12 protein-coding genes are annotated in these 16462 nt (G+C 66.1%); 6 read left to right on the top strand and 6 right to left on the bottom strand.

The genetic code is table 11. The annotated features are described in order from the left end of the window. Window positions 1–10: 10 nt before the first annotated feature. On the bottom strand, window positions 11–1252 hold the full coding sequence (mexE, locus tag BM297_RS03430) for a multidrug efflux RND transporter periplasmic adaptor subunit MexE (RefSeq protein WP_092428304.1): 1242 nt from the start codon (window positions 1250–1252) through the stop codon (window positions 11–13). Between the two features lie 135 nt (window positions 1253–1387). Next, window positions 1388–2302, bottom strand: coding sequence for a LysR family transcriptional regulator (locus BM297_RS03435; protein ID WP_092428306.1), 915 nt, complete (start codon window positions 2300–2302; stop codon window positions 1388–1390). A gap of 171 nt (window positions 2303–2473) precedes the next feature. Here BM297_RS03435 and BM297_RS03440 point away from each other — a divergent pair, with 171 nt between their 5' ends. Continuing rightward, window positions 2474–3493 carry a zinc-dependent alcohol dehydrogenase family protein gene (locus tag BM297_RS03440; protein WP_092428308.1) on the top strand — a complete coding sequence of 340 codons (1020 nt, stop codon included), beginning with the start codon at window positions 2474–2476 and terminating at the stop codon, window positions 3491–3493. An 89-nt stretch (window positions 3494–3582) separates the two neighbouring features. Here BM297_RS03440 and BM297_RS03445 read toward each other — a convergent pair whose 3' ends face one another. Beyond that, a complete protein-coding gene (locus BM297_RS03445; RefSeq protein ID WP_092428310.1) occupies window positions 3583–3993 on the bottom strand; it encodes a PaaI family thioesterase in 411 nt (136 codons plus the stop codon). 1160 nt (window positions 3994–5153) lie between these two features. On the opposite strand from BM297_RS03445, the gene BM297_RS03455 reads away from it, so the two are divergent. The 3 genes from BM297_RS03455 (at window position 5154) to BM297_RS03465 (ending at window position 7256) form a co-directional block, all read left to right on the top strand. Next, window positions 5154–6170, top strand: a complete 1017-nt coding sequence (locus BM297_RS03455; protein ID WP_139231012.1) for a hypothetical protein — start codon at window positions 5154–5156, stop codon at window positions 6168–6170. Between the two features lie 116 nt (window positions 6171–6286). After that, entirely contained in the window at window positions 6287–6697 is a 411-nt protein-coding gene (locus BM297_RS03460; protein WP_092428314.1) for a cupin domain-containing protein, read from the top strand. Window positions 6698–6761: 64 nt separating this feature from the next. Next, entirely contained in the window at window positions 6762–7256 is a 495-nt protein-coding gene (locus BM297_RS03465; RefSeq protein ID WP_092428316.1) for a hypothetical protein, read from the top strand. A 204-nt stretch (window positions 7257–7460) separates the two neighbouring features. Here the strand turns inward: BM297_RS03465 and BM297_RS03470 are convergent, their stop codons facing one another. Beyond that, a complete protein-coding gene (locus BM297_RS03470) occupies window positions 7461–8714 on the bottom strand; it encodes an OprD family porin (protein WP_394328004.1) in 1254 nt (417 codons plus the stop codon). Window positions 8715–9113: 399 nt separating this feature from the next. Here BM297_RS03470 and quiC point away from each other — a divergent pair, with 399 nt between their 5' ends. Next, entirely contained in the window at window positions 9114–11012 is a 1899-nt protein-coding gene (gene quiC, locus BM297_RS03475) for a 3-dehydroshikimate dehydratase QuiC (RefSeq protein WP_092428318.1), read from the top strand. A gap of 96 nt (window positions 11013–11108) precedes the next feature. After that, a complete protein-coding gene (locus BM297_RS03480; protein WP_092428320.1) occupies window positions 11109–11777 on the top strand; it encodes a TetR/AcrR family transcriptional regulator in 669 nt (222 codons plus the stop codon). A 378-nt stretch (window positions 11778–12155) separates the two neighbouring features. Here BM297_RS03480 and BM297_RS03485 read toward each other — a convergent pair whose 3' ends face one another. Beyond that, complete coding sequence (locus tag BM297_RS03485) at window positions 12156–13403, bottom strand: hypothetical protein (protein ID WP_092428322.1); 1248 nt, start codon at window positions 13401–13403, stop codon at window positions 12156–12158. 18 nt (window positions 13404–13421) lie between these two features. After that, on the bottom strand, window positions 13422–16325 hold the full coding sequence (locus tag BM297_RS03490; RefSeq protein ID WP_092428324.1) for a hypothetical protein: 2904 nt from the start codon (window positions 16323–16325) through the stop codon (window positions 13422–13424). Window positions 16326–16462: the final 137 nt, after the last annotated feature.

Raw genomic sequence — 16462 nt, forward strand, 5'->3', positions numbered from 1 at the left:
GCGTTCTACCTCAGCCGCGCGGCGCGCTGGCCGGTTGGGCGGTCTGTTCGACCAGGCGCGGCGCAGCGGCGCCGTCGACGGCCCGGCGCAGGCGCGCCAGCTGGGTCAGGGTGGCCTCGTCGGCCATCGGTACGCTCTGCGGTGCGACTGTGCTGCCGGGCAGGGCGCGCTGCAGGCCGTTGACCACGATTGTCTCGCCCTTGGCCAGGCCGCTGCGCACGATGCGCAGGCCCTCCAGCTTGGGCCCCAGCTCGATGGTGCGGTACGCCACGCGGTTGTCTGCACCGAGGATCAGGACGAACTTCTTGCCCAGGTCGGTGCCCACCGCGCCGTCCTGGATCAGGGTGGCGGCGTAGCTGGCGCTGCCGACCAGCTTGAGCCGCGCGTACAGGCCGGGGGTGAAGCGGCCCTCACGGTTGTCGAACACCGCGCGGCCGCGGATGGTGCCGGTGCGCGGGTTGACCTGGTTGTCGAGGAAGTCCAGCCGGCCTTCATGCGGATGGCCGTCCTCGCCGCTCAGGCCGAGGTACACCGGGCTGGCGCCGCGGGCGTCGCCGCCGGCCTGGCGCGCCAGTTCCTGGTACTTGAGGAAGGCGCGCTCGTCGGCGTCGAAGTAGGCGTAGACCTTGTCGGTGGAGACCACCGAGGTCAGCAGCGACTGGCCGGCGTTGACCAGGTTGCCGGCGGTGACCTCGGCGCGGCTGACCCGGCCGTCGATGGGCGCGCTGACGCGGGTGAAGCCGAGGTTGAGCTGGGCGTTGTCCAGTTCGGCCTGGGTCGCGGCGACCGCCGCCTGGGCCTCGGCGGCGGCGCTGGTGCGGGCTTCGGCCAGCTCGGCGGAGATGGCGTTGCTGGCGCGCAAGCGCTCGCCGCGGCGCGCCTCGCTGGCCAGGCGGGTGTGCGTGGCGCGCGCCTGCTGCAGCTGCGCCTGCAGGCGTTTGACCTCGGCCTGGAAGGGGCGCGGATCGATCTGGAACAGCAGGTCGCCCTTGCTGACCAGGCTGCCTTCGGTGAAGGCCACGCGGTCGATGTAGCCGGACACCCGCGGGCGCACCTCCACCGACTCCGGCGCCTCCAGGCGCCCGGTGAACTCGTCCCACTCGGTGACCGGTTGTTGGATGACGGCGGCGACGCTGACCTCGGCCGGCGCCGCGGCCTGGCGACTGTCCGCCGCCGGGCCGCAGGCACCGAGCATCAGCAGGGCGACCAGGGCCACAGGCAGGCGCAGGGACAGGGGGATGAAATGGGCCATGGGTGACTCCGCCGCTCGCAATTGTGGATAGGAGCGAAGTCTGTGGCGTGGCCTCCCCATCGACGAATCGAATGGGGCGAAAGCAATTATCAGCGGTAGTGATGGTGGCGGGGCGGCTGGGTCCTGGAGCGCGGGTTACAGGCTGTCGGGGTCACCGCAGAACATCTGGATCCGCGAGCGCAGCCAGCGCTCGGCCGGGTCGTGGTCCTGGGCGGCGCGCCAGGCCATGTGCAACTCGTAGGGACCGCAGTCGAGCGGCAGCGGCTCGGCGCGCAGACCGCCGGCGGCGGTCAGCGCCGCCGCGGTGTAGTCGGGCACGGTGGCGACGATGTCGGTGCCGGCGAGCAGCGCGGTCAGGCCGTTGAACTGCGGCACGGCCAGCACCACCCGGCGCTGGCGGCCGAGCTTGGCCAGCTCGTCGTCGATGTAGCCGCCCAGGTCGCCGGCGAAGGACACCAGCGCATGCGGGCGGGCGCTGAACTCGTCGAGGCCGAGCCGCCCCGGCACGCTGTCGGCGCGCAGCAGGCGCGGCCAGGCGCGGCGCAGCACCTTGCGCTTGGCGTTGGCCGGCAGCTCCTCGGTGTAGGCGACGCCCACCGAGATCTCGCCGGAGGTCAGGTGGCCGGCTATCTGCAGGTAGTTGGTGCGGCGGATCACCAGCACCACGCCGGGCGCCTCGGCGCGCAGGCGCTTGATCAGCGGTGGCAGCAGGCCGAACTCGACGTCGTCGGACAGGCCGATGCGGAACACCGCGGTGCTGGTCGCCGGGTCGAAGTCGGCGGCGCGGCTGACCGCGGTGGAGATGGCGTCCAGCGCCGGGGTGAGCAGGGCGAAGATCTCCTGCGCCCGCGCGGTCGGCTCCATGCTGCGGCCGCTGCGCACGAACAGCGGGTCGTCGAACAGGCTGCGCAGGCGGGCCAGCGAGGCGCTGATCGCCGGCTGGCCGAGGAACAGCTTTTCCGCCGCCCGGGTCACGCTGCGCTCGTGCATCAGGGTCTCGAAGACGATCAACAGGTTGAGATCGACGCGGCGCAGGTCGTTGCGGTTCATTCGGGGTTCCGTTCGAGTGGAGCACGCATCAGGCTAATACCGGGGCCGCGAATATGCGAGCGGTGCGCTGCCATCAGTGGCGGGCATGGTGACTATCGTCCGCATGCAGGTGGTATCGCCGGACGAGCCCGGCTAAAGTCCGGGTCACAGAAGTTGCAGGCGAGGTAGGCGATGTCCCGCATCATCCGGTTTCACCAGTTCGGCGCGGCCGAGGTACTCAAGATCGAGGAGCGGCCGTGCCCGCGGCCGGCCGCCGGCGAGGTGCTGGTGCGCGTCGAGGCGATCGGCGTTAGCTGGTACGACGTGCTCTGGCGGCAGAACCTGGCCAGCACGCCGGCCCAGCTGCCGGCCGGCATCGGCCACGAGCTGGCCGGCGTGGTGCTGGCGGTGGGCGAGGGCGTCGACGACCTGGCGATCGGCGACCGGGTCGCCAGCTTCCCCGGGCACAACGCCAACCACTACCCCGGCTACGCCGAGGAGGTGGTGCTGCCGCGCCAGTCGCTGCATCGCTATCCGCCGCTGCTGAGCGCCGTGGAGGCCTGCGGGCACTACCTGCCGGCGCTGACCGGCTGGTTCGGCCTGGTCGAGCTGGCGCAGCTGGTGCCGGGCGAGAGCGTGCTGGTCACCGCCGCCAGCCAGTGCTGGGGGCCGTACATCGTGCAGCTGGCCAAGGCCCTCGGTGGCCGGGTGATCGCCGCCACCGAGCTGGCCGAGGATCGCGACTACCTGCTCGAACTGGGCGCCGAGCGGGTGATCCTCACCGAGGAACAGGACCTGGTCACCCGGGTCAACCAGCTCACCGACGGCCGCGGCGTCGACGTGGTGATGGACTCGCTCGGCGGTCCGCAGATGAGCCTGCTCGGCGATGCCCTGGCGCCGCGTGGACGCCTGGTGCTGTTCGGCCTGCAGGGCGGCAACGACACCCACTTCCCGGCCTGCGCCGCGTTCCAGAAGAACATCCGCTTCTTCGTCCACTGCATCGGCAACTTCACCGGCAGGGAGGAACTGGGCATCCCCCAGGACCGCGCCGCCGTAGCCCGCGCCCTGCAGGACATCGACCGGCTGACCGGCGACGGCCTGCTGCGTCCGCAGATCAGTCAGGTGTTCCCTTTCGAGCAGGTCGTCGAGGCCCACCGCCTCATGGAAACCTGCCCGCCACGCGGCCGGGTGGTGCTGCAGGTGCGGACCTGACGCGCGGCTGAGCGAGCGCGGCCGGGGTTGGGCGAGATCGAATGCCCGCGCAGGGGCGATGCCCGCCACGTGTAACTGGCAGGTGTCGACTATTCCTCGCGCGGCGGAATGGCATAGGTCCCGACCACATGCGCCACGGCGTCGCGGGAGCCTTCCGAGTACAGGTAGACCTCGCCGACCACCAGTGTCCTGCCCGTTTTGATCAGCTTGCAGACGCCCACGATACTTTTGTCCGCCGCTGGTTTGCGCAGGAAGTTGATGGTGAGGCTGGTGGTTACCGCCATGGGAACGATGCCGATCTCGCCGAGGATCGCCACGTACAGCGCGACATCGGCGATGCTCATGAGCACCGGGCCGGAAACCGTTCCGCCCGGGCGCAGTTCGCCATGACCTATCTGGTGCGACACCGTGGCACCGCCATCGCCAACCTCCTGCACGCTGCACTTGGTCTGCGGAAACTCGGCGGCAATGAACGCGGCGACTTCTTCTTTGCTAGCCATGACGCTCCTCCCTGAAATCGAATAAGAATGTGCACGGAAAGCCAACTCTCCGGGCTGCCGAGGAAAACCCCCAGCCGTTGGTCGTTCGGGAGGTCGACCCTACTACAGGGCACCTCTGGAAACCAACGTCCAGGCCACGGCGGACTGCCGCCGCTGGTTTGGAATGGCGCTCCGGCCCAGACAAAAAAGCCCGTCACGGGGATGGGCACCGCGGGACGAACTATTCCGTGGAGACGGCCGCCGCTGTAGGGCAGCCGGCACTGCTGACGCCGCCTAGACCGCGCCAGCCGACGGAACGCCTCTGGTATCGCCGGCGCACCCCATGTACACGAGGATGGTCCTTGGCAACACGATGGCTTGCAAGCATCTAGACTCGGATAACCTTTTCTCGAGACCAAGGATCATGCTCCTACCATGCTACAGGCTCTGCCTGATCCGTCTTTTTCCGGTCATGCTGGTTTGCGTGGTTGGCATTAGTGGCTGTTCCACCGGGCAACAGTTTCTTTCGCCGCCCCCGGAACCGGCCCGGGCCTCGGAGCCGGCCCGGGTCCAGGCACCGACTTCCGCCGAGTTGCCCTACTATGCAAGTCGGCCAGGTATGAAGGTTTACAGTGCTCCCAAGCGTGGCTCACGAGTGCTGGCCACCTTGACTCGCCATCAAAAAGTACTCCGTAGCGATGTTCAGCGTGGCTACGCCCGAATTCGCACCCCGGACGGCCAAATACAGGGTTGGGTCGATAATGGTCTGCTCATCTGGCGCCTGCCGGCTTCCCAGCTGTCTGCTACCCGCAAGGGTGCGGTCGAGTGCGCTCCTCAGCCTGCTCCACCCGTAAGCCCAGCTGAGCCGGCAGCCCCAGTCGCAGCTGAGCCGGCAGCATCCGTTGAGCTGGCAGTTCCCGCTGAGCCGGCAGCTCCTGCTGAGCTGGCAGCTCCAGCTGAGTCGGCAGCTGCAGCTGAGCTGACAGTTCCAGCTGAGTCGGCAGCTCCCGCTGAGCTGGCAGCTCCAGCTGAGTCGGCAGCCCCAGCTGAGCAGGCAGCTCTAGCTGAACCGGCAGCCCCAGCTGAAACCTCACCGCCAGCCGGGAATAGCGATGGTTTACAGGCCAGGCCAGGTGCTGAGGTATTCGATAGATTCTGAGCCGTTGGGGCCGAGGTTTGTGATGAGTGAGAAACAAGCGGGTTTTTTTTCGGGCTGGCGGGGACTCGTCCGGCGTTTCCCCGTGGCAGTAATAAGTCTGACTCTGGTTGCTATGCTGCTAACTGGCTATCTTTTCACTCTGATCGATGATCTGCGCGTGAATCGGGTAGTCAACAGCGTGCTAGACGAACAGCTCGCTCATTTGCCCAATACCGCCTTGACCAGCGTGGAGCTCAATCCCACAACGACGGGGGTGAGCATCATCGCTTCCGTGGATACCCCGCAGGTTCTCGAGCCGCAAACGGTGAAGGTAATCGAAGAGCATCTTTCTGCGCAGCTCGGGCGACCAGTGCAGCTGTTCATGCGCTGCAAGGTCACGAAGGATATTAGCGCCGCCGGCTCGACCAATATCCGCCCCTATCTGAACCGCGATGGCAAGGTAAGTGATGTCCCGCTGACCTCCACCATGGCCCTGCTCCAGCAGGCAGAGCAGGTTGCTCGCGAGGCTATGGAGGATCAGGATCACATACATCTTGACGACATTCGTCTGGTTGAGCTCGATTCCGGTCCGGTGCTGGTGATGGCCATCCAGAGTCCGCGTGAGCCCAGTGCGGAAAGAGTCGAGAACTTTCAGAAATTCCTTCAGGAACGTCTGCAAAATAGCGATATTCGAGTGGGTATTCGGCGCATCTCGACTAGTGAGGTGAGTGCCAAGGGGCCTGTGATTCTAGGTGCGGCACACTACGGTGCTCTTGACGAGGGGCAGCGGCAGATACAGACACAGATCGAAAGCCTGCTGACTCGCTTGATCATGGAGAAGCCACACTTCTATGTGCAGGCCATCGATGCGGCGCTTGCAGGAGAGTCCTGGATGGTGCGTGGCTTGGTTGCAGGTTCCAATGTTTTAAGTCCTGAAGACATCAAGGCTCTGCAAGACGCTGTCAAGCGTGAGCTCAATCAGCAGGTAGCTTTGAAGATTCTCAGCCGTGTGGAGCTTGAGGTGGGGGAAGAGGGGTACCAGTCGCCACCGATACGCTGAGTCGAGATCTAAATCGCCAAGCGATGCCCCCGCTGGCCAGGAACCTGGGCAGCGGGTGATGCAACTGCCGGGGGTAGTACGGCCCCAGGCGTTTCGCGCTGCGGGAGGAACATGCCATGGCAGCAGACGAGTACCGGGTTCAAGGGCTAAGGCCCGATACCGAGGTCATGACCCGGCAGCATCTTCCCTATTTCGTCGGCATCTCGGGGCAGACGGTCGGTGCGCAGGGGTTGTCCATGCACCTGGTGGTCATCCCGCCGGGTGGGCGAGCCGAACCGCACCTCCACATCGGTTACGAGACGGGCATCTACGTGCTCGAAGGCCGCGTCCTCACGCGATGGGGAGCGGCGCTGGAGAACGAGATCGTCAGCGAGGCCGGCGAGTTCCTGTTCATCCCGCCTGGCGTGCCGCACGAGGCGATCAATCTCAGTGCCAGCGAGGCCGCCCGGGCTATCGTCGCGCGCAACGATCCGGCCGAACAGGACAGGGTCGTGCCCTATGCGCCAGCAGAAAAGCCGGCCAGCTAGGTTGCTTGACCCGGCGCCTGCGTACGACTCGTGAGGTCCGCCATCAGGAGCCGTGACTCAAGCCATGCCCAGTCCCTTCCAGCAACTCTGTGCCGAGTTGACCGCAGTGCTGACACCCGCGCTGGTGGCCGCCGGTTACCGCGCTCCCGGCATCCCGTTCGATCGCCATACCATCCGCTACGAGTTCAAGCGCGAGGCTTTGACCGGGCGGGAGACCATCGCGATCCTCTTCAACCGCAGGCGCAGCGCCGCGTTCGGCGTGCAGCTGTTCATCGAGCCGCCGCAGGGGCTGGCGGAGCTGGAGGCGCGCGGCGGCGCGTTGCTCCTCGGTACGCTGTCGCCAGGCCGAACCCTGTGGCCATTTCCGGTCAGGGCATTCGGTGAGAACCAGTCGCGGCTTTCACGGCTGTGGGGCCGGGCGGCGATGACGCCCGCTGAGGCGGTCCGGGCCTTCCTGGCGCTGCTGCCGGAGGTCGATGCCTGGTGGTGCCAACCCGCAAGCAGCCGACACATCGTCACCGGGACGCTCCGTTATCCCGGCAGGCAGGGGAAGGCCTGACCTGCTGTGCGAGCCGTGCGGATTTCCTCGCAGCTTCTGGGGGGCTGGCCATGACCTTTGCCGGGCAGGTGTGCCGGAGGCGATGTCGTGGTTTTCCGCCAAGGAAGCCCGGACAAAAAAAGCCCGTCACGGGGACGGGCGAAGTGGGACGAACTATTCCGTGGAGACAGCCGCCGCTGCCACAGCGGCCGGTACCGCTGACGATCAGAAGATGTTCAGCGGGTAGTTGACGATCAGACGGTGCTCGTCGAAGTCGGTGCCGTTGCTCACCCAGCTCTTGCGGATGCTCGAGGTGCGCCACTTGACGTTGAGGGACTTCAGCGGCCCGCTCTGCACGGCGTAGGCCAGCTCGACGTCGCGGATCCACTCCTTGCCGTCGTCGATGCTGGCGTTGACGTCGATGTCGTCGCCCTTGATGTAGCGCACCATGCTGGTCAGGCCGGGCACGCCGAGGGCGGCGAAGTCGTAGTCGTAACGCACCTGCGCGGAGCGCTCGTCGGGGTTGTCGAAGCTGGCGTTGAAGCTGTCGTTGGCCAGGGTGCCGCCGCTGGTGCCGTTGACGCGCATCCAGGCGTTGTCGCCGCTGACCTTCTGCAGGCCGACGTAAAAGGTGTGCGCGCCGTACTTGGCGGAGAACAGACCGGAGGCGGTCTTGTTGTCCAGCTCGCCGGCCTGCTCGCTGCCGTCCTCGCCGCCGATGAAGTAGCCGAGGTTGGCGCCCAGGGTCCAGTCGCCGACCGGCTGGCTGTGCACCAGGTTGAAGTACTGCTGGTTGTAGATGTCCTGCAGCTCGGCGTACCAGACGCCGACCAGGGTGCGCTCCTGGTTGAAGCGGTATTCGCCGCCGGCGTAGTTGAAGCGGTCGGAGGTGGCGCCGAAGGCGTTCATGTCCTCCATGCTGGCGTCGTTGCGCGTGCTGTTCTGGCGGAACTGGCCACCGTGCAGGGTCAGGCCGGTGATCTCCTTGGAAGTCAGCATGCCGCCCTGGAAGGTCTGCGGCAGCGAACGGCCGTCGTCGGAGCGCAGGATCGGCAGCACCGGCATCATCTCGCCAACCTTCAGCTCGGTGTTGGACAGCTTGGCCTTGCCGGCCACCGCCAGGCGGCCGAAGTCGTCGGCCGGCTTGCCGTCGTCGTGGATCGGCAGCAGCTGGGTGCCGCGGGTGCCTTCGCCGCCGTCGAGCTTCACCGAGTACAGGCCGAGGGCATCGACGCCGAAGCCGACCGGCCCCGGGGTGTAGCCGGACTGGAAGTTGAGGATGAAGCTCTGCGTCCACTCCTCGGCGCGGCTCTGCGCGCTGCTGTCGGCATGCCGGAAGTCGCGGTTGATGTAGTAGTTGCGCAGGTTCAGCGAAGCCTTGCTGTCCTCGATGAAGCCTGCGGCCACGGCCGGCAGGGACAGGGCGGACAGGCTGGCGACGGTGGCGACGGCGAGGGCGAGAGGGGTGCGGGACATCATTGTTGTTGTTCTCCGTTTTCATGGGCGAGCGATCCCGTGCGGCTCACGGAGCAGCGCAGTCGGGAAGATCGGGTGATTCACCTGCAGGGGTGGCAGGGACTGGCATCGGGGGTTCGGGGCATGGCGGCTTCGATCTTGTTGTTGTCGTTAAATGCGGCTGCACCGGGCGGAAACCGTGGCGTGACGGCCCGTCGGATGGCTGCATGGTGGCGGGCGCGGCGAGGGCGGGTCAATTGGCTGGAAGGGGATTTGTTCGATAATCGAACGAAAAACTAACTGGTTAGTACATTTTTATTGCCGCTGCCGGAGAGCTGCCCGATACTCGATTCACCCCATCCCGTCGGCGTGCGCCCGCCTTGCCGTTGCGCTGCACCGACCGCCTTCATCCCAGGAGGACGCATGCATCGTTCCATCGCCACCGTCTCGCTCAGCGGCACCCTGCCGGAAAAGCTCGAAGCCATCGCCGCCGCCGGATTCGACGGCGTGGAGATCTTCGAGAACGACCTGCTCTACTACGGCGGCAGTCCGCGCGAGGTGCGCAAGCTGGCGGCCGACCTGGGCCTGGAGATCACCCTGTTCCAGCCGTTCCGCGACTTCGAGGGCTGCCGGCGCGACCGCCTGGCGCGCAACCTCGACCGCGCCGAGCGCAAGTTCGACCTGATGCAGGAGCTGGGCACCGACCTGGTGCTGGTGTGCAGCAACGCCGCCGCCGACGCCCTCGGCGAGCGGCAGATCCTCATCGACGACCTCCATCTGCTGGCCGAGCGCGCCGGCGCCCGCGGCCTGCGCATCGGCTACGAGGCGCTGGCCTGGGGCCGCCACGTCAACACCTGGCAGCAGGTGTGGGACATCGTGCGCGCCGCCGACCACCCCAATCTGGGCGTGCTGCTCGACAGCTTCCACACCCTGTCGCTCAAGGGCGACCCGAGCGCCATCGCCGAGATTCCCGGCGACAAGATCTTCTTCGTACAGATGGCCGACGCGCCCATCCTCAACATGGACGTGCTGGAGTGGAGCCGGCATTTCCGCTGCTTCCCGGGGCAGGGCGACTTCGACCTGGCCGGCTTCCTCGCGCCGATCCTCAAGAGCGGCTATCGCGGCCCGCTGTCGCTGGAGATCTTCAACGACGGCTTCCGCGCCGCGCCGCCGCGCAGCACCGCGGTGGATGGCCATCGCTCGCTGCTCTACCTCGAGGAGAAGACCCGCCTGCTGCTCGAAGAGCAGCATCAGCCGGTGGAGCCCGGCGTGCTGTTCGCGCCGCCGCCGGCCAGCCGCTACGACGGCATCGAATTCCTCGAATTCGCCGTCGACGAGGCGCACGGCGCCCAGCTCGGCCAGTGGCTGAGCCGCCTGGGCTTCGTCGAGGCCGGTCGCCACCGCTCGAAGAACGTCAGCCTGCTGCGCCAGGGCGACATCAACCTGGTGCTCAACGCCGAGCCGTACTCCTTCGCCCACAGCTTCTTCGAGGCCCACGGCCCGTCGCTGTGCGCCACCGCCTTGCGCGTGCGCGACGGCAAGCAGGCGCTGGAACGCGCCAGCCAGTTCGGTGGCCAGCCGTACCGCAGCCTGGTCGGCCCCAACGAGCGCGAGATCCCCGCGGTGCGTGCACCGGACGGCAGCCTGATCTACCTGGCCGACCGCGATGCCCAGGGCCAGAGCATCTACGAGACCGATTTCGACCTCAAGGACAGCGCCGACCTCGGCATCCTCAAGCGCATCGACCACGTCGCCATGGCCCTGCCGGCCGAGGGCATGGATTCCTGGGTGCTGTTCTACAAGAGCCTGTTCGACTTCACCGCCGACGACGAGGTGGTGCTCCCCGACCCCTACGGCCTGGTCAAGAGCCGCGCCCTGCGCAGCCGCTGCGGCAGCGTCCGCCTGCCGCTGAACATCTCGGAGAACCGCAACACCGCGATTGCCCACTCGCTGTCCACCTACCGCGGCTCCGGCGTGCACCACATCGCCTTCGACTGCGACGACATCTTCGTCGCCGTCGAGCAGGCCAAGGAAGCCGGGGTGGCGCTGCTGGACATCCCGATGAACTACTACGACGACCTCGCCGCGCGCTTCGACTTCGACGACGAGTTCCTCAGCCAGCTGGCCTACTTCAACGTCCTCTACGACCGCGACGCCCAGGGCGGCGAGCTGTTCCACGTCTACACCGAGCCGTTCGCCGAGCGCTTCTTCTTCGAGATCCTGCAGCGCAAGGACTACGCCGGCTACGGCGCGGCCAACGTCGCCGTGCGCCTCTCGGCGATGGCGCAGGCGCGTTCGGGGCGGCGCAGCCCCAAACTGTGATGGCGTCAGGCCGTGCCCATGCACGGGGCATGGCTTCCCACACGCGGGGCGGCAACAGATAATCGCACCATACCTTTGCCAACGAGCTTGCCAGCCATGTCGTCAGCCATCCCCAAGCCCTTCGCCGCTTCCGGTGAAGGGCGCCAGCCGCGCAAGAACAACCCGGAGAAGACCCGCCAGGACATCCTCCTCGCCGCCGTCGCCGAGTTCGCCGAACACGGTCTGAGCGGCGCGCGGGTGGATGCCATCGCCGAGCGCACCAATGTCTCCAAGCGGATGATCTACTACTACTTCACCAGCAAGGAACAGCTCTACCTGGCCGTGCTGGAGAAGCTCTACGGCGACATCCGCGCCACCGAAGCGGCGCTCAAGCTCGACCAGCTGGACCCGGAGGCGGCGCTCCGTCGCATGGTCGAATTCACCTTCGAGCACCACGACAGCAACGTCGACTTCATCCGCCTGGTCAGCATCGAGAACATCCACAACGCCGTGCACCTGGCCGAGTCGCAGGTGATTCGCTCGCTGAACAAATCGATCCTCGCCGAAGTGGCGAAAATCCTCGACCGCGGCGTGGCCGCCGGCATCTTCCGCCCCGGCATCGAACCGCGCGACCTGCACCTGCTGATCAGCTCGTTCTGCTTCTTCCGCGTCTCCAACCGCCACACCTTCGCCACCATCCACCAGGTCGACTTCAGCGAGCCGGAAACCCGTGCGCGACACAAGGAGATGATCTGCGAGGCGGTGCTGCGTTACGTGAGGGGGTGAGGCATTGGCCACGGCATGCGGGGCATGCCGTGGGGAGAGGGGCTGCTGCCGACCCGAAGCTGACAGTTCCGGTCCGCGCCTTCAGACGACCAGCGCAAAGTTTGCTGAGCCTGTCCGAACTCTCGTGTCCAGGTTGCTCGAGCTGTGATTCGGCTAGTGAGTTTTTCAACAGAATAGACTCATAGCAGACATCGGTCAGCCTACTCCGTGGTGCGGTTGCGAAACCAGTTAGCGCGGGGCTCCGCCCTGTCCTGCTGCGCTAGCACTTCTTGGTAGCCATCCGACTTTGCCAGTCGAGAGCCTCTCACGCGGCCACTGCACGCTATGCGCAGAGCCTGTCACGGCTGAACGGGGGCAGCTGCTCGTGGCGTTTCCGCTTCAGCCGAATGGACTCGCCAGCCCCACGATGTAGTGATCAGCCCCCCCCAGATTGTAGATCTGCCCCGTGCGTGCCAATGCCATTTCTCGGGGCTTGAGGGGGTGGAACTTGACGGGGAACAGATCGACGGCGGCGGGCTTTCCCGCAGCGGCCTGACTGAGGCGTGGCACGGCCACGGCCACGAGCGTGGTGCTCGCAGTCGTGACCACGCGCGCCGCCATGCTTCGCATCGCAGTCGTGTACATGGCCAGCAGTTCTGCGCCCGCCGGGGCGGCCGCCCCCCCGGCCGCAGGGGTGGCGGCGGGTGCGGCCGCGGGCGCACCGAATTCGCATGCGACGACCACGGCGTAGCCAAGCAACCACATTGCAAACGGAATGCCGTAACTCGTTCCGGCCCCACCGAGCGCGAGTTGAAGCGCGCGTGCGAACTCTACTTGCGGGTTGGTCTGGACACGCATGCTTTCGACGGCACGCGCGACGTTGGCCGCCCCGTAGATCGCATTGACCGCCGCCTCCTCCAGCAACACGGCGATGCCGCCCCCTTCCATGACGTACTGCGTGCAGGTCTTCGTCATGGTTTTCTGCAGTGTCGCCAGCAGCGGCTGGAGGATGGGTATGCACGCATCCGGCGACAGCACGGGCGGTTTGAATTTGATCGGTGGGATGTTGTTGGGCGCGCGCTGGTCTTTGATCGGGGCGGGCCTCTGGCCTCCGAAGTAATCGAAGACGACCTTGCCGCGCACGGCCCAGCCCATCGCGTTGTCGAGCGCGCCCTGTTCCTTGCCGTTGACGCGCCAGTGGTAGATCGCGGCTCCGGGCGCGCCCTGTTCGCACACCAGTTCGTAGCGCATGCCCTCGGCTTCGGCGCGGTACACGACGTTTTCCGCACCGTATTCCGCCTTGGCCCAATCGCTCACGCGATAACTCTTGCCGGGCAGCCAGTCCGGACTACAGCCGAGTTTCGCGAACCCCACGTAATGCGCTGCATCGTTGACGGCGGCTGCTTCCAGGTGCTTGGGCTTGATCTCCCAGATCTCGTTGCTGGCGATGGCGACGATGTCCGCGTAGCCGGTGCTCTTGCCGGGCTCGGTCTTGCTTGCACGTGGGATCGAGAACTCCGCGCGCGGGTCTCTCAGCAACTGCACGAGAAAGTCGAACTGGATGATCAGATGCTCGATCTGGCCATGCCGCGCCAGCAGCCCCTTCAAATCGGGGGCGCGCCACCAGTTGATGTCGCCGCAAGCCATGGGTCCTCCGGCCGCCTGCTACGGGAACACCGGAAGCGTTCCGTCGGGCTGTAGATGCACGAGCGTGGTGGGAAGCGTGAACTCCCACGGCGTTCCCTCGGGCGTGGCGCCCTGCAGGTCGTCGGTCTGGTCCCGCAACTCCGCGGCGAGGGAGCGATAGAGCGGGTCGTCCAGCGTGGGCCGTTCTCCGCCGCGCCAGATGCGATCGGCCAGGTCGGGCTTGTCGCTCTGTAGCAGGAACAGCACGGCATCCTTGTATTGCATCGGCACCGGGACCAGCACGCGTGCTGCACCGGCGCACAGGAATCGTTCGAACAGGGGGTCGGTGCTGGTGAGTTGACTGACATCGACCCAGTTCTGCTTGCGTCCCCAGAAGTATGGATAGAACAGATAGGTCATCTGCTCCCATTCGAAGGCTTGCTCGAAGAACTGGATGATCGGTCCGTCTTCCAATGCTTGCAGGACATCGACCTCGGGGTGCTTCTTCGGCTGGTTGGACGGATCGGTCATGGCATTGAAATCACCGAAATGCTGCCCGGTCATCATCGTGATGCACAGCTTCTTCAGTTCGAGTTGCTCGACGACACGGTTGCTTCCCGGATTGCGTCCCTCGATAACGATGCCCTGGACCGCGGAAGCCTGCGCCAACTTCTGTTCGTAGGCGGTCTGCTGCGCCTGGAAGGCGGCGACTATCTTGTCGTAAGTCTGGTGCTGCCACCCGAGCAGGTGCTCGTCCGTCAGGCTGCACAGACCCTGGACGTTCACGGCATAGGCGAGGATGTCGTACGTGCCCACGCTGACGGGAACCGATCCGGCGATCAGGGTGATCTCGTCGGGAGCGCCCAGCAGCATGTGCGTCAACGGCGCACCGTTGGGATGCACCTGATCGAGGACGACGTACTCGTCGCGCCCGATCTGCACCGTCATCTTGGCGTGGTTCCGCCACAAGGCCGTGACCGTGGCGCTGTAGTAGCTGAGGACGTACCCCTCCGGAACGGTGAATTCCTTCGTCGTGTTGGCCGTGGCCTTGTCCGCCGCCAGCGGCATGCCTTCCTTGGCGATCGTCGTGCCGACGAAGGCGAACAAGGGCGGCGGTGCGCTGACGCCCGCCACCTGGTAGCGGCTGACATACCGTCGATACAGGGTCGGCGTGATGTCCTTGACGCCGAGCGGTTTGCCGAGGTCGTTGACGAGTGGTGGCGGCGGCTGGATGCCGAGCAGGGCGCTGAGGTCCCGCTTCTGTGCGGCGCGATAGAACGCCGCCGGCTCCGGCACGACGAACTCCAGCATCAGCCGCTTGCCGTAGTTGTACACCTGGGCGCGGAAGCGCTTGTCGACCCAGCGGTAGATGCCGACGACATGTGCGTTCCCTTGTCCGACATTGTTCAGGACATGCTTGTTGATCTCCTCCACTTCGGAGATCGTCTTGGTCGTGCGCTCCGTGCGTACCTTGGTCTGCACCTTGCTGACCGAGCGATCGACCAACTCGCGCGCGAAGTTCGAGCTGCTTTTCTCCGATTGCTGCTTCGACGTCGAGTAGGCGAAATCGCCCGTCGCCGTCGTGACCACCGGGCCGAAGCTCGCGGTAACCGTCAGGCCGGCCTTGATCGACATGTCTTCCTTGATGATCTGTTCGGCTTCGCGCTTCACCTCGTAGCGATCGGTCGATTGCGTGTTGCGCTCCGTTTCGGTCGTCGTCTCCTCGGAATTGAATGCAGTGATCTCGCTGCGATCCAGCTTCCGGTGCGATCGCTCCTTCGCCTCGCCTTTCAGCACATTCTCGATGTGCGCGACTTCCCCGTCGTAGTAGCCGAGCAGGGTCTGCTTGACGACCTTCAGATCGCCAATGCCAAGGGGGCGAATGAGTCCACTGACGTCCACATCGTCCGCCGTTCCCGGCGACTGCGCCTGCGTGTACGTGCTGATGTCATCCACCGCGGTGATGTCGGCCACGGACTGGATCGGTGTCAGGCTGGTCTTGTTCTCGCGCAGGAATCCCACGAACTCCGCATCGTCGACCAACGGCAAGGCCATGTCGTTCAACGCGTTCAAATGGGTCTGCAGCGCCATCGCGGCTGCGGGCACCGGCGCTTGCGTGCCGATGCCCAGCTTGTCCAGGACGGTGCCTTCCAGCGCCGAGTAGCGGTTCGACAGGACGGCCTGGATCGGACGCGTGGTTCCGAACGTGGCACGTCGGCGCGTCCAGTTGTCCGCACCGTCGTCGTCGCAGGACGCATGCGTCGTCATGGGCAGCCCGGGTGTCGCGAGTCTGGACAGCAGCCGTTCCGTCGCTCCGATCTCATCGGCGAAGGCACGCAGTCGATCCCTGCGGTCGCTCGTGGGCGCAGCGGGCGGGGGGGCGTCGGGCTTGGCGGGCGGCGGTGCCGGGGAGGCCTGGCGGAACACAAGCGGGATCGTCGGCGAGACCGACAACGCGTTCGCAGCCTCGTCCGCGGGAATGGATGCCGCTGCTGCAAGACGTTCGCACACGTGCATGACGCGCAGCGCCGCGATGGGCGTTTCCAGACGTGGGCCCGCGTCCGTGCCGGTCCGGTCGGCGATGTAGAGGGCGTCCCACACATCGGCGATGCGCATGTTGCGCGCAGACGCCATCGCTGCGACGACCGCCGATGCCCCGACGTCCAGCGTCTGCCCATCCTCCAGCGCCGTGATCGCGTCGCGCAGCGGGGCATGGTGGTCGGCGAGGTGTTGCAACGGCGCCAGATCCAGTGCCGCCCACTTGGCGAGGGCGCCCTGGATGGTCGTCAGTTCGCGGGCCAGTACGCGCAGGTTCCGCAGGCCTTCCGGCTTCAAGGCACGGCCGTCCCGAATCGTGGTGCGCGCGTCCTCCATCGGCGTCGCGAGCTGAATTGGTCGGAGCGCGACGAACTTGAAGACATCCGTGGACAGTTCGTATGCCATGTACTTTCTCCGGCTGTGGTATCGCCCACTCTCGACTCAAACGCGGTTAATGCCCGTGCCAGGCCACCCAATAAGGTGGGCATCGGTAGCAACACGTGTGCAATGGACGTAGACGCCTACGTTGCATGCAGGTGATA

The organism is Geopseudomonas sagittaria (assembly GCF_900115715.1).
Taxonomy (GTDB): domain Bacteria; phylum Pseudomonadota; class Gammaproteobacteria; order Pseudomonadales; family Pseudomonadaceae; genus Geopseudomonas; species Geopseudomonas sagittaria.